This is a genomic window from Rhizobium sp. YIM 134829 (assembly GCF_046546455.1).
This window is the reverse complement of record NZ_JBKHKI010000008.1, coordinates 83,435-109,834: the sequence shown is the minus strand read 5'-3', so window position 1 is coordinate 109,834 and position 26,400 is coordinate 83,435. Positions and strand designations below refer to the sequence as shown.

The 26,400-nt window shown below is 64.7% G+C and carries 18 protein-coding genes and 1 pseudogene; 5 read left to right on the top strand and 14 right to left on the bottom strand.

Translation table 11 applies throughout. The annotated features are described in order from the left end of the window. A pseudogene (locus tag ACLE20_RS14815) lies at nt 1-358 on the top strand (methyl-accepting chemotaxis protein); the annotation flags it as partial. 633 nt (nt 359-991) lie between these two features. Beyond that, nucleotides 992-1,885, top strand: coding sequence for a helix-turn-helix transcriptional regulator (locus ACLE20_RS14810; RefSeq protein ID WP_410941085.1), 894 nt, complete (start codon nt 992-994; stop codon nt 1,883-1,885). 61 nt (nt 1,886-1,946) lie between these two features. Here the strand turns inward: ACLE20_RS14810 and ACLE20_RS14805 are convergent, their stop codons facing one another. The 11 genes from ACLE20_RS14805 to ACLE20_RS14755 all read right to left on the bottom strand — a co-directional run bounded on the left by ACLE20_RS14805 (nt 1,947) and on the right by ACLE20_RS14755 (nt 14,304). Beyond that, nucleotides 1,947-2,999: a fatty acid desaturase gene (locus ACLE20_RS14805; RefSeq protein ID WP_410941084.1), complete on the bottom strand. Its 1,053-nt coding sequence runs from the start codon at nt 2,997-2,999 to the stop codon at nt 1,947-1,949. A 176-nt stretch (nt 3,000-3,175) separates the two neighbouring features. Beyond that, nucleotides 3,176-3,982 carry a phosphate/phosphite/phosphonate ABC transporter substrate-binding protein gene (locus ACLE20_RS14800; RefSeq protein ID WP_410941083.1) on the bottom strand — a complete coding sequence of 269 codons (807 nt, stop codon included), beginning with the start codon at nt 3,980-3,982 and terminating at the stop codon, nt 3,176-3,178. A 4-nt stretch (nt 3,983-3,986) separates the two neighbouring features. Next, nucleotides 3,987-5,306: an LLM class flavin-dependent oxidoreductase gene (locus tag ACLE20_RS14795; protein ID WP_410941082.1), complete on the bottom strand. Its 1,320-nt coding sequence runs from the start codon at nt 5,304-5,306 to the stop codon at nt 3,987-3,989. 157 nt (nt 5,307-5,463) lie between these two features. Next, on the bottom strand, nt 5,464-6,132 hold the full coding sequence (gene msrQ, locus ACLE20_RS14790; protein WP_410941081.1) for a protein-methionine-sulfoxide reductase heme-binding subunit MsrQ: 669 nt from the start codon (nt 6,130-6,132) through the stop codon (nt 5,464-5,466). Beyond that, complete coding sequence (gene msrP / locus ACLE20_RS14785) at nt 6,132-7,076, bottom strand: protein-methionine-sulfoxide reductase catalytic subunit MsrP (RefSeq protein WP_410941080.1); 945 nt, start codon at nt 7,074-7,076, stop codon at nt 6,132-6,134. Before msrP ends, msrQ begins: the two co-directional genes overlap by 1 nt. Before the next feature lie 200 nt (nt 7,077-7,276). Then, nucleotides 7,277-7,804, bottom strand: coding sequence for a lipocalin-like domain-containing protein (locus tag ACLE20_RS14780; protein ID WP_410941079.1), 528 nt, complete (start codon nt 7,802-7,804; stop codon nt 7,277-7,279). After that, nucleotides 7,804-8,637: an SDR family oxidoreductase gene (locus tag ACLE20_RS14775; RefSeq protein ID WP_410941078.1), complete on the bottom strand. Its 834-nt coding sequence runs from the start codon at nt 8,635-8,637 to the stop codon at nt 7,804-7,806. The genes ACLE20_RS14780 and ACLE20_RS14775 overlap by 1 nt, the downstream gene beginning before the upstream one ends. Before the next feature lie 283 nt (nt 8,638-8,920). Further along, nucleotides 8,921-10,825: a tetratricopeptide repeat protein gene (locus ACLE20_RS14770; protein WP_410941077.1), complete on the bottom strand. Its 1,905-nt coding sequence runs from the start codon at nt 10,823-10,825 to the stop codon at nt 8,921-8,923. A 199-nt stretch (nt 10,826-11,024) separates the two neighbouring features. Further along, a complete protein-coding gene (locus ACLE20_RS14765) occupies nt 11,025-12,386 on the bottom strand; it encodes an FAD-containing oxidoreductase (protein ID WP_410941076.1) in 1,362 nt (453 codons plus the stop codon). Further along, nucleotides 12,383-12,859, bottom strand: a complete 477-nt coding sequence (locus ACLE20_RS14760) for a DUF4126 family protein (protein WP_410941075.1) — start codon at nt 12,857-12,859, stop codon at nt 12,383-12,385. Before ACLE20_RS14760 ends, ACLE20_RS14765 begins: the two co-directional genes overlap by 4 nt. Nucleotides 12,860-13,137: 278 nt before the next feature. Next, nucleotides 13,138-14,304 (bottom strand): glycosyltransferase family 2 protein, encoded by a 1,167-nt coding sequence (locus ACLE20_RS14755; RefSeq protein WP_410941074.1) that lies wholly within the window; start codon nt 14,302-14,304, stop codon nt 13,138-13,140. 385 nt (nt 14,305-14,689) lie between these two features. Between ACLE20_RS14755 and ACLE20_RS14750 the strand changes: the two genes are divergently transcribed. Further along, entirely contained in the window at nt 14,690-15,475 is a 786-nt protein-coding gene (locus tag ACLE20_RS14750; protein ID WP_410941073.1) for a WecB/TagA/CpsF family glycosyltransferase, read from the top strand. Nucleotides 15,476-15,481: 6 nt separating this feature from the next. Further along, nucleotides 15,482-16,828: a glycosyltransferase family 4 protein gene (locus ACLE20_RS14745; RefSeq protein WP_410941072.1), complete on the top strand. Its 1,347-nt coding sequence runs from the start codon at nt 15,482-15,484 to the stop codon at nt 16,826-16,828. Nucleotides 16,829-16,876: 48 nt separating this feature from the next. On the opposite strand, the gene ACLE20_RS14740 is transcribed toward ACLE20_RS14745, so the two are convergent. Further along, nucleotides 16,877-19,624, bottom strand: a complete 2,748-nt coding sequence (locus ACLE20_RS14740) for a glycoside hydrolase family 9 protein (protein WP_410941071.1) — start codon at nt 19,622-19,624, stop codon at nt 16,877-16,879. Nucleotides 19,625-19,860: 236 nt separating this feature from the next. Between ACLE20_RS14740 and ACLE20_RS14735 the strand changes: the two genes are divergently transcribed. Then, nucleotides 19,861-20,850 carry a hypothetical protein gene (locus ACLE20_RS14735; RefSeq protein ID WP_410941070.1) on the top strand — a complete coding sequence of 330 codons (990 nt, stop codon included), beginning with the start codon at nt 19,861-19,863 and terminating at the stop codon, nt 20,848-20,850. Here ACLE20_RS14735 and ACLE20_RS14730 read toward each other — a convergent pair. Next, entirely contained in the window at nt 20,813-21,574 is a 762-nt protein-coding gene (locus tag ACLE20_RS14730; RefSeq protein WP_410941069.1) for a 4'-phosphopantetheinyl transferase family protein, read from the bottom strand. The genes ACLE20_RS14735 and ACLE20_RS14730 overlap by 38 nt on opposite strands. Continuing rightward, nucleotides 21,549-26,195, bottom strand: a complete 4,647-nt coding sequence (locus ACLE20_RS14725; RefSeq protein ID WP_410941068.1) for a MupA/Atu3671 family FMN-dependent luciferase-like monooxygenase — start codon at nt 26,193-26,195, stop codon at nt 21,549-21,551. Before ACLE20_RS14725 ends, ACLE20_RS14730 begins: the two co-directional genes overlap by 26 nt. Nucleotides 26,196-26,400: the final 205 nt, after the last annotated feature.

Below are 26,400 nucleotides of genomic sequence, written 5' to 3'. Positions count from 1 at the left end.
GAGCTATATCGTCACGATCAACCAACATATGGACGCGATCGCCACCTCCGCGCGCGAACAGTCGGTCGGGCTCTCCGAGGTCAACACCGCCGTCAACCAGATGGACCAGGTCACGCAACAGAATGCGGCGATGGTGGAAGAGGCGAATGCCGCCAGCGCCACGCTCGCGGCCGAGGTCGAGCGGCTCCGCAGCATCGTTTCCGGCTTCCGCATGCAGAGCCAGCTTTCCCAAAGCTCAGCCAGGGAGATCCTCACGGCGTCCGCTCCACCGAGACCGGCGAGCCGACGCCCGATCAAGGCCGCAGGCGGCGGAGCAGCCCTTTCCGTCGTTGGGACGGAAAGCTGGCAAGACTTCTGACCCCTGGCAGCGGCCCCTCGGAAGGGGGGCCGCTGTACCTGGACTCCAGTCCTCTCACCGCCGCGGTCGACCGATGGACATCAATGCGCCCTGGCCTTGCCGAGGTCGATATTAATGCCGCCGCCTAGCCGCGGTCGTTGTCTCAGTGACGCGCGATCGGTCGGCGCTTTGAGGGGCCGATGCGCCAAGCAAGCGCCCCCGCAGCCTTGGCGCAAGAAGTACAGGCGCGGTCGAGCCGAAGCTTTAGTAAGTTAGAGCGCACCGAAAAGGGCCGAACGCGGAACGTCAAAACTTTGCCTTGATCGCCTTTTAGATAAGTCTTTTATTACCATCATACAATTTGCAACCAAGCATCATGGAAATCTACAAGGATCTGCAACGTTACAGTGAAAAATCTGCAACGTTACAGTGAAAACAATGCATTCCTAATTTCATTTGCCGATAGTCGCTGGACCATCGACCTTCACGTCTCTAACGTCCGCTCTCGGGCAAGGGAATTGCGGACAAGACCACAGAATTCAAGTGGACGATTTGATGGCGGATCTTTCTATTGCTGCCTCTGGCTGGGCTCCTCCCCCCTCGACATTTTCCGTACTTTCGCCGGCCAGAACGGACCTGGATCGGCTCAATTCCATGGACTATCTGAGCGTCTCCTTCCGGTCGATCAAGAAGGAGCCCTTCTCGCTTGAGATCCAGGGCGTCCATAGCGGCGCGATCACGCAGTGGGACACCAGGGCTCCCTATGGCTTCGAATCGACGCCGAAGGTCAGGGTGGACAAGATCACCATCCGCTTTGTCACCCAGGGCGCGATGATGCGGCGCAATTTTACGAAGGAATATTCCGGTGGGTCCGACAAGGCCATGTTCGTCGCCTTCGACGAGATGGAGACCGAGGAAGCCACGCCTTCCTTTGCCGCCTTCACCGGCACCGTCAACCGGGATGCGTTGATCGCAGCGCATCTGGCGCTGGAGGGACGAGACGACGTTGGTTTTCCGCAGTTCCAGCCGGTCGCGGATGTCGATAGTTCCGCCATGCGCGCCTTCCGGCAGAACTTCCGTATGCTTTACCTGCGCCGGAAGAACGGTCTTCATTCCGGTGACATGACGGCCGGGCTCCTGGAGGAGATGATCCTCTATCAGTTCCTGGGCTCCTGGCCGCGCATGACCGGCGATGCTGATCCCGGAACGATCCTGCGTCCATCCTGGCATGTCCGTCGGGCCATCGACTATATCGAAGCCAATTTGCAGAACCGCATCAGCGTCGCCGAAATTGCCGCCGTCGCCCATACCGGCGTGCGCTCCCTCCAGCTGAGCTTTCGCCGCGAACTTGGCAAGACGCCGGTTCAGTATATTCTGGAGCGACGCCTCGCCCGGGTGCGCGCCGATCTTCTCTCGGCCGACCGCGACGACGCCTCGATTGCGACCATCGCCAACCGATGGGGCTTTCCGCATCTCGGCGATTTCACCCGGCGCTATCGCACCCTCTATGGCGAGACCGCGCTGCAGACCCGCAAAAACCGCGACTGACCGGCACCCGCAGGCAGGTCCCGGCAGCGCCTGAACGCGGCCGCCTCCCTATGCAGCGGTTTCAGGCGGCAGATTGAGTCTGCTCGTCTGCCCGGGTCTCTGAAGGCCACCGCGCTGCGAGCGACGCCCCCTCCGCTGCACGCAATTCGCTTGCCCTTGCCGAAAGCCCCTGCGGAGCATTGGCGTAACGAGGGTGGCGAGGGTCGTCATGGGGGGTGAAGAGGAAACGACGGGCAACATCCAGATAGCCGTCATAGACGAGACCGCCATTCAGCGAAACGAGATGATCGCGATGCCGACGGTAGAGCCGCGGGATCGCATACCACGGGATCGCGGGCCGCTGGTGATGCAGGACATGCAGATTGTTGTAGAGAAACAACAAGCCGAAGATCGAGCTGTTCTCGACGATCGCCGTGCGCTCCTCATGCCGGTCCGCAAAGCGATGCTCTGCATAGGAGCGGAGCCGGCTCAGCGCCGCGCCGCCATAGACGAAGCCGATCAGGTAGAGCCAGAGCGGCATCTGGCAGACGACCGAGACCCAGGAAAGCACCAGGACGACGCCGATGGCATGGACGGCCCAGAGCCGCCGCCGGCCCGGTTCGCCACGCCAGAGCCGCAGCGATTCCTCTGCCAGGACATTGGCGATCATCACCAGCGGTCCCAGCGTCAGCCGGCCGAAGAGCGTCGTGTTCCATCGCGCCAGAAGGCGGCCGACCAGACCCAGGCGATCCCAGGCTTCCTGCGTCAGATAGGAGGACTCCGGATCCTCGATCGGATCGGTCAGATGCTCGTCGCGATGATGAAGGAGATGGGCTTCGCGATAGAGCGCATAGGGAAGCCAGAGCGACAGAGGCGGCCAGCCGATCGCATCGTTGATCCTGCGCGAGCGGGTCGGATGCCCATGGATCACCTCATGCTGCAATGAACTGTGCCAGGCGACGAGGATGCTTCCGAGGATCACCACGAGGGCAAGCGGCAGCGCCTGCCAGAACCATGTGAGAGCTGCGAAACCGCCATAGATGACCAGGGCAAGCAGGACGGTCTGCCATTCGACGGCGGCGATGGAGAGCGCAGCGCGCGGAGGAAGGGGTTGGTTGGCCGCTAGAGGCCGCATCGGGAACTCCGTTTTAGAAGGAGATGATTGAACGCCGAGGAGTTTGCCCGAAGCTTGCCGCGCCAGCGCCACATAGATTTTCCGCAAGACAGGCAGGATGGGAAAGGCGATCGCATCGCGGCTGAACGGACGCAAAATTTGTCTATTATTCTACTAGGGTTCCAGGCGGAGACGGCCTAGGCGAGCTGTGGATAGCCTTGCGTCGCCGCTTCTCGCTCGAGCTCCGTCAGCCGCTCATAGGCAGCATCCTCGAGGTGCTCGACACTGCGCAGTGCCAGGACGCCGCGACTGTCGGCCAGCGCTGGATCCGCCAGCACGGCATCCAGAGCGCTGCGCAAGGAGGCAAGGTCGGCATCCGAAGTCGAGCCGGCGGTGATGAAGGGCAGCCCGGGCCCGGGCGCGGTCTCGGCGAGAACACGCACTCCTTCCAGGCAGGCCGGCTCGAAGCGGCGCAGATTGCCGAAGGTCACGCAGTCGATCGCGGCGCAATCGGCCTCGCCCGCTGCGATCGCCGCGATGCTGGCGCGGTGACCGCCCGTCGCCGTGACCGACCGGAAGAATCGGCCATCGACCGCATGGGGTGCAATGGCGTGGCGGAAGAGATTGTAGCCGGAATTGCTGCCGACATCGTTGATCGCCGCGCGGCTGCCGCGCAGGTCCGGCAGGCCATCCGCTGGGGAATGGGCGGCGACGACGATGAAACTGCGCATGAAGGCACCATCGCAGCCGGGCAGATCATAGGCGGGGGTGGCCACGAGCCGCACCCGGCTCCGCAGTTCACGGACATAGGGATAGCCGCAGGTCTGGGCGAAGACGAGATCCTCCCGCAGCCAGGCATCGCGGTAGCCGAGGCTCTCATCAAGCGAGAGGGGCGCGTCGAGCCCCATCACGCGGAGCCGGGCGCCGAGTGCCGCCCAGAACTGCCGCGAGGCTTCGGCCAGCGGCGCCGGGCTCGCATACATGGCAAGAGCCGCAACAGACATGGCGTTACGCGAAGAACCGGTTCTTTGGCCGCGCGAGCTTCAGATGGTCGCGCAACGTCGTGCCTTCATAATCACGACGGAAGAGGCCGCGTCGCTGGAGCTCGGGCACCAGGCGCTGTGTCACGTCGTCTAGCCCCTCCGGAAGATAGGGGAAGACGATGGTGAACCCATCTGAGGCCGCCTCCTCGAGCCAGGTCTGCATCTCGTCGGCGATCGACTGCGGCGTTCCGACAAAGGCAAGGCCGGCATAGCCGCCATAGCGCTGCGCCAGTTGGCGCACGGTCAGGTTCTCCTCGCGTGCCAGGCGGACGGCTTGCGCCTGGCCGGTCTTGCTCGCATTGGTCTCGGGCAGCTCCGGCAGCGGGCCATCGGGATCGAAGCGGGAGACATCATGGCCGATGGCGATGGAGAGCGACGCGAAGGCCGTCGCCTCATGGACGAGACTGTCGAGCGTCAGGCGCTTCGCCTTCGCCTCCTCGACGCTGTCACCGATGACGATCAAGGCGGCGGGCAGGATCTTGAGCGCATCCGGGCTGCGACCAGCGGCCGGCATGCGCCCCTTGATGTCCGCGTAGAGCTGCTTGCCGGACGCACGGTCGCGCGGCGAGCAGAAGACGAGCTCCGCGGTTTCGGCGGCGAGCTGACGGCCGGGTTCGGACTGCCCCGCCTGGACGATGACCGGCCAGCCCTGGACGGGCCGGGCGATATTCAGGGGACCACGAACCTTGAAGGCCTCGCCATGATGGTCGAGGACATGCATCTTGGCGGGATCGAAGAAGATGCCGCTCTCCCGGTCGCGGATGAAGGCGTCATCGGCAAAACTGTCCCAGAGACCGGTGACGACATCGAAGAATTCTCGGGCGCGGCCATAGCGTTCGCCGTGCTCGACATGATCCTCCAGGCCGAAATTGCGCGCGGCATCGGGATTGGAGGTCGTGACGATGTTCCACGCCGCCCGGCCATTGCTGATGTGATCCAGCGAGGCGAAGCGTCGGGCGACATGATAGGGCTCGTCGAAGGTCGTCGTCGCGGTCGCCGCGAGGCCGATGCGCTCCGTCACCGCCGCCAGTGCGGAAAGCAGCGTGAAGGGTTCGAAGGATGTGACCGTGTGGCTGCGCGACAGGGCCTCGATCGGCATGTTCAAAACCGCCAGATGATCGGCCATGAAAAAGGCATCGAACTTCGCCGCCTCGAGCTTCTGGATGAAGGATTTCAAAAGCCCGAAATTGAAATTCGCATCCGGCGCCGCCCCGGGATAGCGCCAGGCGCCGCTGTGAAGGCTGACGGGACGCATGAAGGCCGTGAGATGCAGCGAAGTCGCCATGGAATTTCCTCGGGAGCATGGAAAAGACATAGATAGTCTCCGAACCCGGCCGATGAAAGAAAGACCGTTCTCCGGAAGAGCTGTGACCGAGGGATTTCATTCGCGGTTGGAAGAGCGACCAGGTGGCGACGCGTTGAGGCCTGCCGCTCGCCTCGGCTTAAGGCTGCCCGGTCAAGGTCGAGCCGGCCCCGCGGGCGCGGCCTGCGGCGACCGGACGCTTGCGCGACTTGGCGATCGGGCGCCAGGACCGGTAGAGGATCATCAGGAGAAGAAGTGCCAGATAGATCGACTGCTCGACGCCGAAGACCTTGGTGGCGAGCGCGAAATGCAGGATGGCGAGCGCGGCGGCGATGTGGACCGCCCTGTGCAGCCAGGTCCATTTCTTCCCGAGAGCCCGAATCGACGCCATGTTGGAGGTCAGCGCCAAAGGCAGGAGCACGATGAGACCCGCCATGCCGAACATGATGAAGGGCCGCTTGACCACATCCTCCAGAACCGCGCCCATATCGAGGCCCTGGTCGAGCGTCAGATAGACGGCGAAGTGCATCAGTGCGTAGTAGAATGTCAAAAGTCCGAGCGCGCGGCGATAGCGCAGCAGTGACCACCCGAACAGATCGCGAAGCGGCGAGACGGCGAGCGTGAGGATCAGAAAGCGGACGGCCCAGAGGCCGAGGAACAGCTCGAAGGTCTTGACCGGGTCGGCGCCGAGCCCGCCGGTGGCGCCGAGATAGAAGGCCCAGGCAGCCGGCGCCAAGCCAACGACATAGAGCGCCCAGACCGAGGCCGACTGCGCCCGCTTGCCCATGCGCAGCGACGCCGTAGCCATCAGTAGTTGGCCCTCAAGTCCAGGCCGGAATAGAGGCCGGCGACCTCGTCGGCATAACCGTTGAAGGGCAGCGTCTTGCGGCGGCCGGAGCCGAAGAAGCCGCTTTCGCCGATCCGGCGCTCGCTCGCCTGGCTCCAGCGTGGATGATCGACCTCCGGGTTCACATTGGCATAGAAGCCATATTCCTGTGCGTTCGCCGACTGCCAGGTCGTCTTCGGCTGCGTATCGGTGAGGCTGATGCGCACGATCGACTTGATGCCCTTGAAGCCATATTTCCACGGCACGACCAGACGCAACGGTGCGCCGTTCTGGTTCGGCAGCGTCTCGCCGTAAAGGCCGACGGCAAGCAAGGTCAGCGGATGGCGGGCTTCGTCCAGGCGAAGGCCCTCGACATAGGGCCATTCGAGCGACTGGAAGAGGCCTTTCTGCCCCGGCATTTCCTCCGGACGGACGATGGTTTCGAAGGCGACATATTTGGCGCTACCGAGCGGCTCGACCTTGTCGAGCAGAGCGGCCAAGGGGAAGCCGTCCCAGGGGATCACCATCGACCAGGCCTCGACGCAGCGCATGCGGTAGGTTCGGCTTTCGATCGGGAACTCCTTGGTCAAGGCATCGAGGTCGAACCGTCCGGGCTTGGCCACCATGCCATCGACCGTCACCGTCCAGGGCCGTGGCTTGAAATCGCCCGAGAGTCGGGCCGGATCGCTCTTGTCGAGCCCGAACTCGTAGAAATTATTGTAGCTGGTGATGTCCTCGCGCGAGGTGGTCGGCTCGTCGACGCGATAGGTGCTTTCGACCGTCGTCAGCTTCTCGGCTCGCGCGCCCGATGCCTGCAAAGCCAGCGCGCTTCCCGCCGCGGCGCCGAGAAACTCCCGCCGCCGGAGATAGACCGAGCGCGGCGTAATTTCCGAGGAAGGAATAAGAGGCGGGCGATAGACCGGCATAGCGAGATCCTTGAGAGGCTTCCTGAGACGCACTGGGCCTTCTTACAGGAAGCCGCGGCTTTCAGGATGAAGTTTTTCTCAGGATCTAAGGCGAAATTAGGGTTCTGACAGCCGGTCTGGAAACACGAATGCGTGCATCGGCCGCTCAAGCAGATCGGCCCAGTGGACCGATCGTTGAAAAGCAAGCGGCAGCATGCCGCCTATCTCACCCGTTCGAATTCAATGACGATCTTGGTGCCCTCGGGGCGGGTGAACTCTTCATACATGCGGTCGCCGATGACGGTCAGCGTCAGCTCTTTCGTCGTGCGCCGATGGCCGACCCAGTTCGGGAAGGTCGAGCCCTCGACACGGTTGCCGCTGAAGGCGCCTGTCTCGTCCACCGTATAGGTGCCGAAATGGCCGATGCTGCCGGCCATGGCCCGCCGGTTCTCCGCGTCGGTGCCCTGGCCGCGCGCATTCGAGGCGAAGGACGGCGCGTCGCCCTCGGTGAGCACTTCGACATAATGCAGATCCGGGGTGAAGACGAGCAGGCCGCTCGGTCTTGCGCCATAGGCGGGCCGCTTTTCGCCCTGTGGATCAATGGTGGCCGAGACCATGCGCCAGGTACCCGCCACCTGATTGGGCAGCGCCGTCTGCGCCCGGCCGAGTGCTGGCAAGGCCGTGAGGATCAGAGCGAGAAGCAGGATCCGAGGCCAACGCAACGTCTTACTGGTAACGGATCTGTGCATCAGCCCATCTCCTTGTCCGCCGAATAGGCGATCGCCTTCTGGCTTTCGAGCGCGGCAAGCCGGGCTCCAAGAGCCTTGGAAATGGACTCATAGGCCGTGCTCCCGAGTGCGAGGCGGAGCGGCGGGTTTGGGCTGTCTGCGGCCTCGATCATGGCGGACGCGGTGCGCGCGGCATCACCTTTGAGGACGAAGCTGCCATCGGTGAGTGCCTGGCGAACGGCATGGGCGGGCGTGGCGGCGTAGGATGGCAGCGGGTCGGCCATCACCAGGCTGGCGCCGAAATTCGTGCCGGTCGGCCCCGGCTCGACGATGAGGAAGTCGATGCCGAAGGGCGCGACCTCCTGCGCCACGGCTTCGATGAAGCCCTCGATGCCCCATTTGGTCGCGTGGTAGAGGCTGAAACTTGGATAGGCGATCTGCCCGCCTTCGGACGAGAGCTGGACGATCCGCCCGCCGCCCTGGTCGCGCAGCTTTGGAAGGACCGCCCGGATCAGCTGGATCGACCCGAGCAGATTGATGGCGATCTGGTCGTCGATCTGCGAATCCGTCAGCTCCCCCGCCGCGCCGAACAGGCCATAGCCGGCATTGCCGACCACGCAATCGATGCGCCCTGCCCTCTCCCACACGGTCTCGACCGCTTGGCGAATGCTGGAGGCATCACCGAGCTCGAGCGGCGCGACGCTGAACCGTTCGGGATACCGCTCGCCGAGATCGGCAACCGCAGCCTCGCGGCGAACCGTGCCGATGACCCTGTCGCCCCGCGCCAGAAGCTGCTCGGCCATATGGCGCCCCAGTCCGGAAGAGACCCCGGTGATGAACCATGTTTTCGTCATTCTGCGATCCTCTCGTTCGATGATCGCAATCTAGCGAAGCCGAGCCCGTGCAATAAGATTGCCAATCCGGCATGAGACGGTGCAGAGGATTCACCAATGGCGAGGAGAGGTTTTGGCCGATCGGCCGAGGCCGTGCGAGATGGAGAGACTCACAAGGTGGCCTCGGTCGACCGCTCCGCCATCGCCTGCGCCGACCAAACAGAGAGCGCGACAGCGCGGGGTCGGTGCGCGTCGCTCGCACAGCCCCGTTCCGCTTCATCGGTGCAAAGATAACCGAAAGAGCCTAGCCTTCCCGGACCTTCGCCTGCAGGGTGCGGGCCGTCTCCGGGGCGCTGGCGCGGGTGAGGTCGGTCAGGAAGCGCTCCATCAGCGGGGAATCGCCGAAGCGGCGATAGCTGCGCTCGGCGGCGAGCGAGAATTGCGGATCTGCCGAGACCAGCCGCTTCATCGCCGCCTGCGCATCGGCCATCTCGCTGCGTGCGGCGAAGATGGCGGTCTGGATCAGGAGGCAGTTGGCATCCTGAGGCGCGCGGATCAGGCATTCTCGGATGACAGTGGCGGCTTCGTCGAGACGGCGCACGGCATAGAGCGCCTGGCCGTGCACATAGGCATAATATTCCGGCGCCATCGGATGCAGGCGCCGGGCCCGTTCGGCATTGGTCAGCGCCTCGTCGTAGCGGCCAAACCGGACCTGCGCCTTGGCGAGCGCCATCAGACTGTCCGGCTCGTTTGGATTGAGCGCCACCGAGCGCTCCGCCGCCTGCAGCGCGCCGGCATGGTCGCCGGTCATCGACAGGCCGAAGCTGACGACCTGGTACCCCAAAGCGAGGTTCGGATCGAGGCGGATCGCCTGGCGGGCTTCGCTGAGGCCGATCTCCGCATCCCGCTCCGTTGCCCGCCCGGTGATGCGCTGGGCGTGATCGACAATATAGGTCGCCCCAAGCCCGGCCCGGGCCACGGCATAGGACGGATCGAGTTCCAGCGCCTTTTGATAGAGCGCACGGGCCGCGAGCAGGTCGTCTGCGCCGCGAGCATCGTGCTTGAAGCGGCTGCGGGCCTGGAGCACCAGGTCATAGGCCTGCAGATTTCCGGTCGGGCGGCGCACAGCATCGGCGCGCTCGCTCTCATCGACATAGGAAACGAGGCTCGCGACGATCTGCGCCGTCAGTTCGCTTTCGACGGCGAAGACGTCCTCGACATGGCGGTCATAGCTCTCGGTCCACACATGCACGCCGGTGCGCGCATCGATCAGCTGGGCGGCCACCCGAAGCTGATCGCCGGCGCGCCTGGCGCTGCCTTCCACCACATAGGCGACATTGAGACGCTTGCCGATCGCCCGCACATCGCCGCGCTCGCCGGAGACGGCGGAGGTGGAGCTTGGATCGATGACCTGCAACCCGGCGCTGCGGGCAAGCGCGGTGGTGATGTCCTCGGTGAGGCCCGTGGCAAAATAGGCCTGCGCCGGATCGCCACTCATATTCTGAAATGGCATGACGGCGACCGAGGGGCGCGGATCCGCGCGCTCGGCCTGGCCCAGGAAGGGCAGGCTGGCGGGAAGCTGCGCCATCATCGCCGAAAGCGGCAGCGGCTGGATCGACAGACCGATCAGCACCAGGCCAACAGCCGCCGCGGAGGCGAGCAGCGCCTGCGGGCGCACGAGGCTGCCCGGGTACCAGGATCGCGCCGGGCGCGGCCCGCCGGGGCGTTTGAGCGCGAAGACGTCGAGACGCTCGGGAATGTTCTTTGCGGCGCGGCGGCCGAGATGGACGAAGCTTTTCGCCCGCGTGCGCTCGGCGCTGTCGACCACGGCACGGCTGACGAAGATGCCGCCCGGATCGGCCATCGCCTCCAGCCGCGCGGCAACATTGACGCCGTCGCCATAGACATCGCCTTGGTCTTCGATGACGTCGCCGACATTGATGCCGATGCGCAGCCTCAGGCGCTGTTGGTCGAACCCCGCCTGGATCTCTTCCGCCGCATCAAGTGCATCATTGACGCTGGTGAAGATCGCCAGGAAGCCATCGCCATTCTGCTTGACGATCTGCCCGCCGGCATTCGCCATCGCCGGAGCGATCACCGCATCGAAGGCGGTGCGCAGCTCCGCATAGGTCCTGGCCTCGTCCTCCGCCATCAGACGGCTGTAGCCGACGATGTCGCCTGCCATGATCACTGCCAGCTTCCGGTCCATATCGGCCAATCCTGCCTTCGTGGCGTTCCGAAACGGGGTCGATCCCCATCCGCAGAGAGAGCATGATCCACAGACGACTCGTCGACCATAACGCCCCGCAATGTTGTAGCGGACGCAGCGGGTCGGCGTAAAATCACGATCTAGAGTGGTCGGCGCGATGCGGCGCCTCAGGCTGGGCGCGCTCGGCCGTCATGGACGCTCAGGAGAGACCCAGCACGACGCTCGGCCAGAATTCCGACACGGTCGGATGGATCGGCACCGCCCAGCGCAGCTGATCCGTCGTCGCGCCGGCATTCATCAGGTCGAGGACGCCGTGAATGGCCTCATCGCCGCCCGTCCCAAGGATCGCGGCGCCGAGGATCTGCCGGGTCTCGGCATCGGCCACAAGCTTCATCAGCCCTTGCGTCTCGCCCTTTTCCACGGCGCGGCCGACCTTGGTCATCGGCACGTGACTGACTTGCACGGGTCTGCCGGAGGCGCGTGCCTGCCTTTCGCTCATTCCGACTCGACCGAGCGGCGGATCGATATAGAGCGCATAGCCAAGCAGCCGGTCGGACAGTTTGCGATCCTCGCCATCGAGCAGATTGGCGGCGACGATTTCGAAGTCATTATAGGCTGTGTGGGTGAAGGCGCCGCGGCCGTTGCAATCGCCGAGCGCCCAAATGCCCTCGGCGGTCGTCTTCAGATGATCGTCGACCGTGATATAGCCGTGGCTGTCCCGCGCGACGCCGGCCTCCTCGAGGCCGAGATCATCCGTGTTGGGCCGACGACCGACGGCGAGCAGGACATCCGTGCCGATGACCTCCGGCCGCGCGGCGCTCGCCTGGACGCGGATGTCGCGTCCCCGCTTTGCGAAGCGGATATCGTCCGCGCCGGTCACGACGGTTATACCCTCCGCCTCGAGTATCCCGCGGATCGCTTCAGAGATCTCCTCATCCTCGCGACCGACGAGATGCGGCCCCTTCTCGATGACCGTGACGCGCGCGCCGAAGCGGCGGAACATCTGCGCGAATTCAAGCCCGATATAGCTGCCGCCGATAACGATCAGATGCTCCGGCACGCGGTCCAGCATGACCATGTCGCTGTTGGTCAGCACCGGAATATCGGCGATGCCGGGCAGATCCGGGATCGTCGCGCGACCGCCGACATTGAGGAAGATCTGCGGTGCGGTCAGGAGATCGTCACCGACCCGCACGGTTCTCGGATCCTCGAAGCGCGCATGGCCGCGGATCAGCGTCGTATTGACCATGCCCTCCAGCCAGGTTTCGGTTCCCTGCCGACTGTCAAGCGTCACCTGATGGGCGCGGCGTATCACCGCCGGCATGTCGATCCGCACGGGGCTGTCGAGAACAACGCCATACTCCGCGCCGCGACGCGCGAGCCGGGCGGCATAGGCGCTGGCGACCAGCGTCTTCGTCGGCTTGCAGCCAGTGTTGACGCAGGTTCCGCCGACATGCTTGCGCTCGATGATCGCGACCTTGCGGCCCGCCTCGCTCAAGCGGCCGGCAAGCGACGGCCCGGCTTGTCCGGCCCCTATGATGATCGCATCGAAGGCCGTCATACAGCCACCGGCGCGGCCAGCGACGAGACGATCAGATAAGCGAGGAGAACGGCCACGGCATCTTCGATCAGGGCGGCCGGCAGGTCCCTGCCGAAACGGGCCGCGAGCCAGCCCCGCGCCGCAGCGCCGCCCAAAGTGCCGATCACGGCACCGACGAGGCCGGCAACGAGCCCGGCGAGCCAGGACCCGGAATGCAGGCCTATGGCAGCGCCCGAGACCGCACCGGTGAACAGGCGCGCGCCGAACTGCGGCGGCACCTTGCGGCTCGGCGTCGATGGCAGCTGGTCGGTCACGAATTCGACAAGCGCGAGAACGGTCAGGATGCCGACCGCCCAGATCGAGCCCAGAAAGGCGAGCCAGGAACTGGAAAGATCCAGCCAACCGAGATGAGCAGCCCAGGCAACCGCCGCCGGCGCCGTCATCGCCCGGAGCCCTGCAACGACACCGATCAGACAAGCAAAAAGATAGACCATGACGCCCCCCACAAGCTGTAGCCCAAGGATACAGCCATTCGCGCCGAACGTCATCTCAAGCTTTCACTATTCGACGCGGGGAGCACGGAGCAACCGCAAAGCGCGTCTTCGCGTGGCCGGGCGGCGCATGTTTCGTCCACATACCAGCTTGGCCGTTCGTCCCGACCTTCAGAAGAGCGCGCTTCCCCGTTTGCAGCCTCAGGGGTTCAGGGCGAGAGCAATCGCACTTGGCGCGCGGCTCCGCCGAGCAGTGCAGGCCGGCTCCGGCGAGCCAGGCCTCACGCCTTATCCTGACCCTTCGACCGATCGGTCCGGATCCAGGTCTGCTGCTTGCGACCGAGCAGAGTGGCGACATAGAGGGGCAGTTTGCCGAAGATATAGGGAAAGACCTGAAGCGCCGAGCGCAGCGGGAGGACGGACAGGCCGTAGCCGATCCAGGCGACCACCGTCATTGCCAGGAACCAGACGAGCGAACCGGCAAGCAGGAGCAAAGGGCCGAGCGGCAGGCCGAGCAGAGCAGTCAGCAAGCCCACGCCGATCGTCGCCAGCGACAGGATCATCAGCAACAGGCTGAGGGGGGGGATGACGAGATCCAGGATGAAGAGCACGGATCTCGGACGAAGGAGGATCCCCGGCGTGGTGAGCGTGCGCAGCGCCTTGGCGATCAGGGCGAGGTGCCCGCTTTCCCAGCGCTGGCGCTGCGTGGCCGTGCCCCTCTTCGTGTGCGGGAAATAGCTGAAGACCCTTGCTGATTCGCAGAAGGTGGGCAGGCGACCCATCGCAGCGAGATCAAGCCCGAGCTTCATATCTTCGACCAGATTGCCATTGGCGACCGTCGCCTGGCGGATGAGCGGAAAGGGCACTGCCATCGCGCTGCCGGTCAGATGGCAACCGAGACCCATGCGCGCGAGCCCAAGAGGCCTGACCTTGTTCTTGATACGGAAGGCGAGCTCGGCCACCCGCATCTTGATGTCGGCACCGGCGGGCGCAATCATCAGATTGACGCCCTGCACCGCGCCACCGCGCCGATCGGCGGCATGCAGCAGCTCATCGAGAGCGTCGGGATCGAGCCAGCAGTCGGCATCGATGAACACGACATAGGGCAGATTGGCCGTTTCCATGGCCCTGATGCCGGCATCGAGCGCATATCCCTTGCCGCGCAGGAGATCGTCATGCCGCTCGACGACCTCGGCGCCTGCCTCTCGTGCAATGGCAGCCGTCCTGTCACGGCAATTGTCGGCGACGACCAGCAGCCGATCCCCGGGACGCATCTGGCTGCGGATGCCAAGCACCGTATCGCGAATGCCGCTTTCTTCGTCATGAGCAGGGACGATGATCGCCGTGGCCGGGCGTTCCCGCGCATGAACGGGCGGCGTGGCGCGCAGGAAGGAGAGCGCGATCTCGAGGCCATACATGACCGCCGGAACGGAAATGACAATTGCCAAGAACCAAAGACACACCAAGATGAAAGTCATAAACGCCCCTATGCAGCACTGCTCAAAATGAAAGACACATAATAGTCACAGAATAAAAAAAATTCGGTTGAACCCCTGTTTTCAGTGCACGCTCGCTTTGATTTTTCCGACGAAAAGGCCAGGTTCATGCCATCATCATGCCTGTTTATCGCATGCTTGGCCACAACCGAACGAGGGCAAGCGAACGATCACTCAAGTGTGAGGTGGAAGAACCACATTTCCACTCCTATTTCATGCGCAACCCTCATTTTTCACTTGTAAAAATTGGTTAATTGGCGTTTCTAGAATGTAAGTATCGCCGACTTATTTTATTTAATTCACACTTAAAGCATTACCTGCCGGGAGGCGATTCCGCATGACCCTTGTCAGCTACAACATCACAGTTCCGGCCAGCCGAGAGCGTTCGGATTTCTTCAATACACCGTTCGACCCTCTCTCCTTCGAAGAGGTGGTCGAGAAGATCCAGACGTTCGACGAAACATCGCCGTATCGATACATCGTAACGCCGAATGTTGACCACGTGGTGCGTCTCAATCGCGATGAATCGCTGCGCGAATACTATCGCACCGCCTGGCTTTCTCTGTGTGACAGCGCGCCGATCTCCACCTTTGCTCTTCTGCTGTGGGTCGATCTTCCAATCGTCACCGGGTCGGATCTGACCGAGGCCATGTTCCGCAGCGTCATCCGCGAGGGCGACAACGTCACGCTGATCGTCGCCCATGACGAGGTGGCCGAACGGGCCCGGCTCGCGTTTCCGCATGTAAATTTCCGCTCCATGGTGCCGCCTCAGAATCTCTCGGGCAATCCGGACGCCATGAAGGCCTGCATCGACTTCATCGCCGCCGAGCCGTCGCGGTTCATCTTCATCGCGGTCGGGTCGCCGCAGTCGGAACGCATCGCCTGCGGGCTGGCCGCCCATCCCGAGGCGCGTGGCCTGGCGCTCTGCTGTGGCGCATCCATCGAGTTCCTGGTGGGCATCCAGAAACGCGCGCCGCATATTCTGCGCGGCTCGGGCTTCGAGTGGCTCTATCGCCTGGCGAGCAATCCGCGCCGCCTGTTCGGTCGTTATGCCTCCACCGTCCTGCCGCTGGCCGGTTTGATGGGCAGCGAAGTGATCAAGACGATCCGCGGCCGGCGTTAACAGGTCATGACGATGACGCTGGACGGCGAGGTTCGAGCGAGCGAGGCCGAGACGCGTGATCTGCGTCCTCCCCGCCCGCGGGTGCTCGTGATCGCCGAGGCGGCCAATCCCGAATGGACCAGCGTGCCGCTGATCGGCTGGAGCCTGTCGACGGCGCTGCGGAGCCATGCGGACGTCCTGATCGTCACGCAGGTGCGCAACCGCGAGGCCTTTTTGCGGCGCGGCCTGATCGAGAATGTCGACTTCGTCGCCATCGACAATGAGAATGTCGCCAGCCGAACCAACCGCATGGCCGATCTGCTGCGGGGCGGAAGCGGCAAGGGCTGGACCATCGTCACCGCGATGGAGGCGCTCGCCTATTACAGTTTCGAACAGGCCGTCTGGGCGCGGTTCCGCGGTCAGCTGAAAGCCGGCGCCTTCGATCTCGTCCACCGAATCACGCCCTTGAGCCCGACGAGCCAGAGCCTGCTCGCCGCCAGACTGCGTCGCCTTCGCATCCCCTTCGTTGTCGGCCCGCTGAATGGCGGCCTCCCCTGGCCGAAGGAATTTTCCGGCGTGCGCCGCAAGGAGCGCGAATGGCTGGCGCCGCTGCGCAAAGCCTATCAGCTGATGCCGGCCTACAAGGCGACCCGTGAACATGCTGCGGCAATCATCGCCGGATCCAGCCATACGCTGTCGGAGCTCCCACCGAGCACGACGAACCGTTCCTTCCTGATCCCGGAAAATGGCGTCGACCCCTTGCGCTTTCGTCCAAGCGTGCGGGGGTTCGCGCAGGGGCCGCTTCGCCTCGCCTTCGTCGGGCGCTTAGTGCCCTATAAGGGCGCGGACATCCTGATCGAGGCTGCCGAGACATTCTGCAAGGACGGACGGATCGAGATCCTCATCATCGGCGATGGTCCTCAGCGCAACGATCTCGAAGCCCTCGTCCGCGAGCGGGGACTCGAGGCGCACGTGACCTTCGCGGGCTGGGTGGCGCATGAGGAACTGGCCGAGCGTCTCGCCGATACGCATTGCCTGGCCTTGCCGAGTATCCGCGAATTCGGCGGCGGCGTGGTGCTGGAAGCGATGGCGCTCGGCATGGTGCCGGTCGTCGCCCGCTATGGCGGCCCGGCGGAACTGATTGATCCCCAGTCCGGCATCGCCGTTCCCTTCACAGACCGGCAGAGTCTGGTCGACGGTTTCCACGCAGCACTCGCCGGCTTGCTTGCTCAGCCCGAACGCCTGGAACAGCTGAGCGAGGGCGCCATCGCGCGCGTCGCGGCTGCCTTCAGCTGGGACGCCAAGGCGCGGCAGCTTCTCGAAATCTATGAGTGGGTGCTCAAGCGCGCTGAAAAGCCAGTCTTCGCCTTCTGACGACCCTCACCCGAGTTTTCCGCGAGACCGCGCCGGCGTCACGCCGAATCAGCGCTCTGCGCGCTGCGATTCCACCGTCGCGAGGAAGAGCCAGAGCGCGGCCGTCGTGGCGATCGGCTGCTGCACCGTATATTCCTGCTGCATGATGACGCCCGGGTGCTCGATGAGGAAATCGAGATAGGGGATGGAGAAGCGGGGCGGATAGACCCGACGCGCTTCTGCCGCCTCCGCAGTTCCGGTTTCCGGCAGCGGCGACCAGGGCGGTCCGAAGACCCAGCCGTAGGCCGCCTGACTCTGCGGACCGAAGCCATAGATCGTGATGCCGCGCGGCGCGGCGACGCCCATGGCGCGGTGGTCTTCCTGTAACGGATGCAGGATCTGGCGCACCCCGGCCCCCGTCGTGAAGCTGAGGCCAACCTGATTGGCACCGAGAATGGTGGCCGAGGTCTGTTCCATGGTCCGCAGCAGGGCGTCATCCGGCTGAAGCCGATAGGCGCGCATGAAAAGCTGCACCATATTATAGTCCGGCGCCGTGCCCTGCCCCCAGCCGGCCGGCGCGCCGGGATGCTTCATGCTCGGATAGGCGAGCGCGTCCTGCGCGGCGCTGACCATCTTCGCCTCGTGGATGAACTGCTGGCGCAGCCGATCCTGCAGAGCGGCATCGGCACCGGGACTGTTGAGATAGTCCCAGGCGCCATCGGCCGTATGGGCATAGATCGACAGTCCACCGGCGACCGCCGTCTCGAAGATCGTGCGGTAATCGGCCTCGCCGGTGAGACGAAAGAGCGATGCCGCAGCCGTTGCGCGATATTCACCCGCATTCTTCTGCAGCGTCTCTTTCAGCTTCTCCCAGGGCGTCTCGTCAAAGAGGCCGAGCTCGGTGCCCGCCGCAATCGCATCCGCATAGAAGCGATCCGGATCGGCGAAGCCTGCCTCACCGGCCTGCCAGGCGGCGATCGCGCTCTTGCCGTAGAGATCGGCCAGCTCCGTCTTGCCGATCTCCTTCAGGACGCGCGCCAGCCTGGCGGCAACGGCGGCATATTTGAAGGTCGAGACGACATCCGGCGCATAGGCGAAGACGGCCTGATGTTCGAGATAGCTCGGCTCGCCGAGCAGCGGGAAGCTCGCGCTCTCGATGCCGCCATGGATGCTGCCGTCCGGGGCCTGCAGCCGGCGGAAAAAATCCATCGGCCAGATCGCCTCGTTGATGAGATCCGGCAGCTCGCCGGCGGCCTTGTAGGCGGGATCGTCAAGCAGCGCCGAAGATTGCGGGACCTGATACTGCCGCGCCCGCAGCGGCTCCGGCATGCCGTCGAACACATCGAGCAGCAGCGAGGCGATCTCGACATGCTGGATTCGCCGATCCCAATCGCCGGCATCCATATAGCCGCCCCAATAGCTTTCCGGCGCTGGTTCCTCAGTGATCCAGCCGGCCTTGGCGCCGTTATCGGAGGTGAGCGGGCCGCCGAATTCCTGCGACCAGGCGAGCGGCAGGCGGCTGCGGTGGATGACGAGATCCGGACCGGGGCGGAAGGCAGCCGGCCGCTGATAGCCGAACCGACCGTCCAGCGCGATGCCGCTGCGATGATTGTAGAGCCCAGCCAGAGACAGGGCGCCGAGATCGAACCAGGTGTCCGGGTTGATCGCGATCGGATCGGAGACACCGAGCCCGGGCACCGCGATCCGATAGACACCCGCCTGCGCAGGCTTAAAGGCCGAATAGTCCAGCTCGAAGACGAAGGTGCCAGCCCGCCCGGTCGAATAGGCAAGCGTTGCCGTGCCGTCCCCGTCGAACGCGCCAGCGATCGGTCCTTTGACATCGGCCAGCGCGAAGTCATCCGGCGTCGGATCCGCGACAGTGGCGAAGGTCGCGCCGGCATCCTGATCGCCGCCGAGCCCTTCGAGCGCGATCCGATCGCCCGGCTGGAAGCCGTGGCCTGGCGCCACGATGCGGATGGGGTCGGCCTGCGCGATGCCGCGCACCGCAATGCGCGGGCTGCGCACATGGGTGTATTCGTTCAAGGGTTCTGCCACGCCATTGCCGGGTTCGAGATCCTTGGGACCCTTCCTCAGACGGATCGTGCCGGTAAAGACGGAGGCCCCCGCCGCGTCCACGATCGAGAAACGATCGAGCCCGTAGCGGCGAAAATCGACAGCACCATCCTCGGGCCCGCCGGGCAGCCAGAGGCTCATGAAGGCGGTCTTCGCCACGTCACCCGCCGTGTGTCCGACCTGGGTGGCCCGCAGCGCAATGGCCCGGGTCGTGGTCGGATCATAGGTGAAGTCGGTTGCAGGCAGCATGGCTTTCGGCCAGCTGATCGAATATCGGCCAGGTTCCAGCCGCCCGTCCAGCTGCAGGTAGAGATAATGCTTGAAGCTCGCGCCGGTGCGGGAAGAGCCCTGCGCGCTGTAGAAGCCGGAGTCATAGGGGACGGACTTTCGAAAGACGTCGATCACCCTGCGGCTGCCGATCGGGCCGTAAGCGGCGGCATCGTCGGCAGACTTTCGGTCGAGCCGCACCGTTGGCGGAACATCGGGGAGGCGAAGGTGATCGCGCTTCGGGCCGACGACCATGCCATAGCCCTGCGGTGTGTCGATCCAGCTTCCGGCTGCCGCCGAGACGGGCGATGGGAGAGCAACGATGCTGCCGCGCCGATAGGCGGGCTCCCGCAGCTCGACGGCTAGGATGTCGGGCGCGGCAATCGTCACCTCGGCAACCTCCACGGCATCCGCCGCCAGGACGGCGCGGGTGGAGACAAGCAGCGACAGGATGAGGAGGCCGATCCCGAGCGCCATGTGACAGGCGGCGAGGAGCGCCGCAGAACCGTGCGTCTCGTTTCGGCAGGGAATCATAAAGACCAAATGGAAACTGTTTAAATAGAAGACCAGCTTAGGTCGAAACCACTTACGGCGGCAAGCGCGAATCCGGTTGTCAAGGATCACGACTCTGTGCCAGCGTGACCCTATGACCAGCGACGGCTTTCGCGCTCGGAAGCCGCGGGCATGGATGGACCTTGTTTGGAGTTGCCCTGATGAGCGATCGTACGATCACGCTCGAAAATGCCCGTGAAAAGTTCGAGGCGGCGGCGGCCGCCATTCCCCCCGTCCCCGACTATTCGGGATCCGGCATCGTCATCTGTGCCGGCGGGCCCTTCGTGCCGAGTGCCTATACAGTCGTGCGGCTGCTGCGCGCCCAGGGCGTCACCCTGCCGATCGAGATCTGGTATGCCGGGCCGGAGGAAATGCCCGACTGGGCGGCCCGGGCCTTTGAGCCCTGGAATGTGGCGCTGAAGGACGTGACCACCTATTTCCCCGACCGGCCGATCAAGGAGCTGCGTGGCTGGCCGATCAAGCCGGCCGCCCTGATCAGCAGCCGCTTTCGGCATGTCCTCTTTCTGGATGCCGACTGCTTCCCGCTCCGCGACTTGTCCTTCATCCTCGAATCCGAGGAGTACAAGACCTATGGCGCGCTCTTCTGGCCGGACAACAAGCATTACAAGATGACCGAAGACGGCACCATTTGGGGCCTGACCGGAATTCCCTATCGCGGCGATACGGAATTCGAGACGGGGATCTTCGCGCTCGACAAGGTCCGCCACTGGCCGAGCTTCTACATGACGCAGTGGCTGAACGATAACAGCGCCTTCTGGTACGACCATGTGATGGGCGACAAGGACACCTTCTATCTCGGCCTGCGCAAGTTCGATGCGCCCTTCCTGCTCGCCCCGCCCTGCAAGCGCTACAATGCCGTCGTCACCCGCCATTATTGGCAGGACGGCACGCCGCTGGTCGATCACCGCACGGGAACCTCGAAGTACAGCCTTCCCCGGCGCAAGGGTCCGGTCTCGCTCTATCTGGCGCCCTACAAGCATCGTTCGCAGAAGAAGAACATCTATGACGAGCTGATGCAGCGCTTCATCATTCGCGACTTCCGCCGCCATATCGTCTATCTCAAGGACCTTGGCGCCGTGCACAAGCAATGGCTCAAGGAACAGGCCGGTTCTCCACGATCAGCCGCCTGACGCCGGCCTCGACCGCCAGCGTGCACACGGCACCGCCGTGCACGAAGCCTGCGATGTCGAGATCGAGCCGATCGGCGCCCGGCAGGTCGATCGACGGGCGGTCGAACCCCTTGGCCAGGCTGATGCGCTGCAGCCCGGCGGGAAGGCCGAGGCCATGGGCCTTGAGGATCGCTTCCTTGGCGGTCCAGAGCTGTAGGAAGCTCTGCTCAGACGCTGCCGGCGTGCTCAGGGCCGCAAGCATCGCTTGCTCCTCGGTTGTCAAGGCCAACTCCAGCGTCCCGGCATCCGGTGCCGATCCTGTCAAGGGCTCGACATCGATCCCGACGCGGACGTCCCAGCCGATCGCGACGGCGACGACCGCGCGGGCATGGGAGAGCGAGAGCGTCAGATGCTCATGATTGACGAGAACCGGGCGACCAGCAGAATGATAGGAGAGCCTCATCCTGTCCGATGCCTCTCCGGTCAGGCGCGCAAAGGCCTCTCGTGCCAGCCCATGCGCCATGGCATAGGCGGCGCGATCGTCGGCCCGGCGCAGCCGGGCGAGCGCCTGCTGCTCATCGGATGACAAACCGGTCCAGGCCTCCGCTTCACGATCGACCGCGGCGACGATCGCCAGCACGCAACCCCGCGCCGGCGCCTGCCATTCACCGGCCGCCTGTTGCCACAGGCGGTGAAGTCGGGCCGCGCCGAAGCGATGATCAGCCGTCGACGCGGGCACCGACACCGCGCCGTCCCTCCAGCATGGCACGTCGGCGCGAGGCACGGTCGGAGACACTGCTCAGTTGCTGCTGCAGGCCGTCTCGCTGACTCCAGTGACCCGCCAATGCCGCGACCGAGGGATATTGGAAGAGATCGGTGATGGTCGAATCCGGGGCAACCCTTGCCTTGAGCTCGCCATGCGCCCTCACTGCCAGCAGCGAATGGCCGCCGAGCGCGAAGAAATTGTCGGAGATGCTGATCTGCTCAAGCCCGAGGACCCGCCGGAAGACCTCGGCGATCTCGCGCTCTATGATCGATCCGGGCGGCGTGTATTCGACCGTCGCGGGTGCGGCGGCAGCCTTGACGGCGGGCAGCGCCTTGCGGTCGACCTTGGCGTTCGGCGTCAGCGGGAAGGCATCCAGCCACACGTAGTGGGCCGGCACCATATAATCCGGCAGCGCTTCGCGCAGCGCCGCATCGATGACGCCTTCGTCCACACGTCCGGCCGAGGCGCGCAGATAGGCGACGAGACGGGCATCGCCCGCCCGATCCTCGCGCAGCGTGACCACCGCCTCGGCGACGCCTGTCTGGCTGCTCAGCGCCGCCTCGATCTCGCCGAGCTCGATCCGATAGCCGCGGATCTTCACCTGGTGGTCGATGCGGCCGAGGAAATGCAGTGTCCCCTCGCGGTCGAAGCGCACGAGGTCGCCGGTCCTGTAGTAGCGGCCGGGGGCGAAGGGGTTGGTCTTGAACCGCTCGGCCGTCAACTCCGGCCGGTTGAGGTAGCCGCGCGTCACCCCATCGCCACCGATACAGAGTTCGCCCGGCTGCAGCGGCGGCACCGGCCGCTCCTGCGCGTCGAGAATATAGAGCTGCGTATTGGCGATCGGCCGCCCGAGCGGCACGACGCTGCCGGTCTGTTCGGCAACCGCCGTCGCCGACCAGATCGTGGTTTCGGTCGGGCCGTACATATTGAGGATCGTCGCCGAGGTCGCGGCCTTCAACTCCTCCACCAGCGCTGCCGGGAAGGCTTCGCCGCCGATGAAGAGATGCTCGACGACGGAGAGCGCCGCGCGATTGTCGGCATCCAGCAGGAACATGCGGGCCATGGAGGGCGTGCACTGCAGATGGGTAACACCATGGGCGCGGACAACATCCGCAAACCCCTGCCGAGCGGCCGGGACCTGCGTGCGAGCGGCAAGGCTTGCCTGGCGCTGGACGAGATCGGCGAGCTTGACGAGCCCGGTCTCGACCGTGGCATTGGCGAGACCGAAATCGATCAGGCAGGCAATATCGTCGACGCCGGCCTCGGCCACGTCCGCGATCCGCTCCAATCCATCCTCGACGGTGCCGAACAGGCCGCTATCCTCGAAATAGCGCAGGAAGGCGAACTCGAGGATCGCGTCGAGATCGGCCTGCGACAGCGACTGGAGCTCGAGCCCGGACGGCTCGGCCACCCCCTCCGGTTTCTTGAAGGCCGGGAAGGCCCAGGCATAGTTCTTGATGAGCGCCGTGGCGCTCCGCAGATAGGAGGTCATCGGCCCGCGCGCCTGTGCCTTGACCACCTCCCGGTCCTCGCCGAGATGGGTGTGGAGCATCAGCGTGACCGTATGCGCGGCGGGGTCGAAGCCGTGTTCGGCCAGGCTCTGGCGGTAGGCCTTGATCTTCTCCGAGAGCTCGGTGATCGACTGGCCGAGCAGGTGGGTGAGGATATTGGCGCCGAGGCGGCCGGCCTCGCGATAGGTGTCGATATTGCCGGCGGTGGTCAGCCAGATTGGCAGCTCCGCCTGCACCGGTCGCGGCTGGGTGGTCACCGCGACCATCTTGCCCGCAGAGAGTTCGAACTCCACCGCCTCGCCGCGCCAGAGCCGCTGGACAACCGCGATATCGCGCAGCATGGCAGCCTTGTTGCGGGGAACCCCGTTTTCAGGGCGCAGGATAAAATCTTCCGGCATCCAGCCGGAGGCAAAGGCGATTGCGACGCGGCCGGCGCTCAGATTGTCGATCATCGCCCACTCCTCCGCCACCCGGGCGGGGTGGTGGAGCGGCAGCACACAGCTTCCCGCCCGGATCTTCAGCGTGCGGGTCGTCACCGCCAGCGCGGCGGCGGCCACGGCAGGGTTCGGATAGGGGCCGCCAAAGGCGTGGAAGTGCCGCTCCGGCACCCAGACGGAGTCGAAGCCATGCGTATCGGCGAACTGGGCGCTCTTCAGAAGAAGGCTGTATTTATCGTCGCTCTTGGCATCGTCGGCGCCCCAGAAGAAGAGGCCGAAGTCCATCTTCTTGGCCGCCGTGCGGCTGCGCGCCTGATCGCCGGCCGCCACCAGGCGGGAGGCTTCGGATTCGAAGATCACGACCTTGAAGCCGCGCGTCAGCGTCCAGAGCAGCTCGAGGACGGAGATGTCGAAGGACAGGCTGGTGACCGCCAGCCAGACCGGCTGTCGATCGACGGGCACGGCAATCCGGTCGTCCATGCCGGCAAAGAAGTTGACGACGTTGCGGTGCTCGACCATCACGCCCTTCGGCCGACCGGTCGAGCCCGAGGTGTAGATGACGTAAGCGAGATTGACCGCCGTGACGGCAGGACGGGGGGCACGGTGGCCTTCGCTCCGGATCGGCAACCCATCGACGCAGAGTGCGGTGATATCCTTGGCGGCGAGCGTACGGCGATGGTCGTGATCGGTGACGACGATGCGCGCGGCACTGTCCTCCAGCATATAGGCCAGGCGGTCGACGGGGAAATTCGGGTCGAGCGGCAGATAGGCCGCTCCCGCTTTGTGGATGGCGAGCATCGCCGCCACCATCTCCACCGAGCGCGGCAGATAGAGGCCGACCACCGCATCGGGGCCGGCGCCGAGATCGACCAGCGCATCGGCGATCTCCTCGGCGCGTGCATCGAGCGCCGCATAGGTCAGGCTGGTGCTGCCCATGGCGACGGCGATTGCATCCGGCGTCAGCCGCGCCTGCCGCTCGAAGAGCTGATGGACACAAGCGGCCGTATCGTAGGCGCGCGCCGACGCATTCCACTCGATCAGCAGGCGCCGCTCCTCCGCCTCGCTCATCAGCCGCAGATCCTGGAGTGACTGATCCTTGACCGAAAGCGTTGCCGAGAGTGCATCGAGATAATCGACATAGGCCTGCGCCGCCTCGTCCGGCAGCCGGCCTGCGTCATAGACAAGCAGCCCGGCCGCGCCATCGGCCGGGGAAAGGACGAACTCCAGGACACGACCGGCCGGAAAAGCCCCCTCCGGCCGCGCCGCGCCGATGCGCAGGCCGACGGAGAGCGAGGTTGCGAAACCCGCCTTCTCAGCAAGCTCGGGAGATCGCAGCGGCAGGTCGATCGGGAAGCTGCGACCCCGACCGAGATCGGCAAGCTGGCCTTCAAGCTCGGCCTGCAGGACGGCGACATTGGTATCATCGGTGCAAACCACCCGGAGCGGCACTTCGCCCGCCAGCGCCCCTGCCCCCTCCTCCGCCACCTGATCGAGCGCCGCGTCGGAATAAGCGAGGCTGAAATCATATTCACCGGACAGGCGGACGAGCAGCGCCGCCACGGCGCAGGCCTGCGCTCCGACTGGAAGCGCGGCGGGAAGCTTGAGAGGGATCGTCCGGATCGAGCGGCCGGCGCCCCCTTCACGGAACTCCGACAAGGTCAGATCGCGCGCATCGCGCAGCTTGCGGCGAAACCGTCCCTCGTCCGCCACGAGATCGGCAAGCCGCGCATTGAGCCGGCTCCGGGCCGCGTCGGACAGATGCGGGAGAATATCGCCGGCCTTTTCGGCGGCGGCGAGATCGGCCGGTTGGCGCGACGCCAGCGGCGCGACCTCGATCGTCACCAGCCGATCGGCGGCGGCGACGACCATCTGCGTGCCCTCGACCGAGACGATGGTCCCGGCGGGAAGCGCGGTCGGCTCTCCGACCTTCAGCGTCACGACGCGGACGGTGCCGCCGGCTGTCCGCAGCTTCGGCGTCACCAATGGGTTACGGTAACCGACGCCGAAATCAAGCGCGCGCACCAGCCGGTCCAACTCGTCCGCCGTCGAATGCAGATCAAGGATACCGGCAGCATTCGGCCGGCGGTCGCGCGCGAAATACTGGCGAACCGAGAGATCCTGCGGCCTGTTCGGGAGGCTGTTGAATTCTATGCCCTCGACCACCTCGGCAAAGCTGCGGATACCCGCCTCGAAACAGCGGCTATTGAGCGTGAACGCCGTTTCGTCCGGCTGGATCGGGAAGACGGCGCTTGCGCAGATGCCGCCTTCGTCGATGCCACCAGCCATATGGTGCCAGGTGACGCCGTGCTCCTCGCGGCCCTCGAGGATCGCCCAGGACGGCGTGTTCAGCCCGGCCAGCTGCGGCAGCGGGCCATCGTGGAAGTTGATCGCGCCACGTGCCGCCCGCGCCAGCATGGCGTCCGGGACGATCCGAAGGTTGGAAATGCTGAACAGCCAGTCGAAGGAAAGCCCTTCCAGCGGCTCGGCGCCGTGTCCCCTCCAGTCGCGCACCGGCAGATCATGGGACCGTGCCCAATCCTGAAGCCGAGGATTGGAGGACAGCACGAGGTCGATGCGATGACCCCGCTTGAGGAGGATATCGCCGCACTCGGCCACGAGCCACTGCTCGCCAATGATGACGCAACTGAACATGATTTCCCCTCGGTATGCCGAGTCAGAATGAATTGAATATGCTCGAATTGAATGACGGTTCTGGCCCCACGTCAATACGACTGCGCGATTTGAAGGTGCGCGAAGCATACGTCTTCTAAAAAATGGTGAACGCTGCAACCTTTCGATTGCGCAGCGTGAAAAAAGCGATATTTTTGTGCGGGCTGACGAAGTTCAGCGATAATCT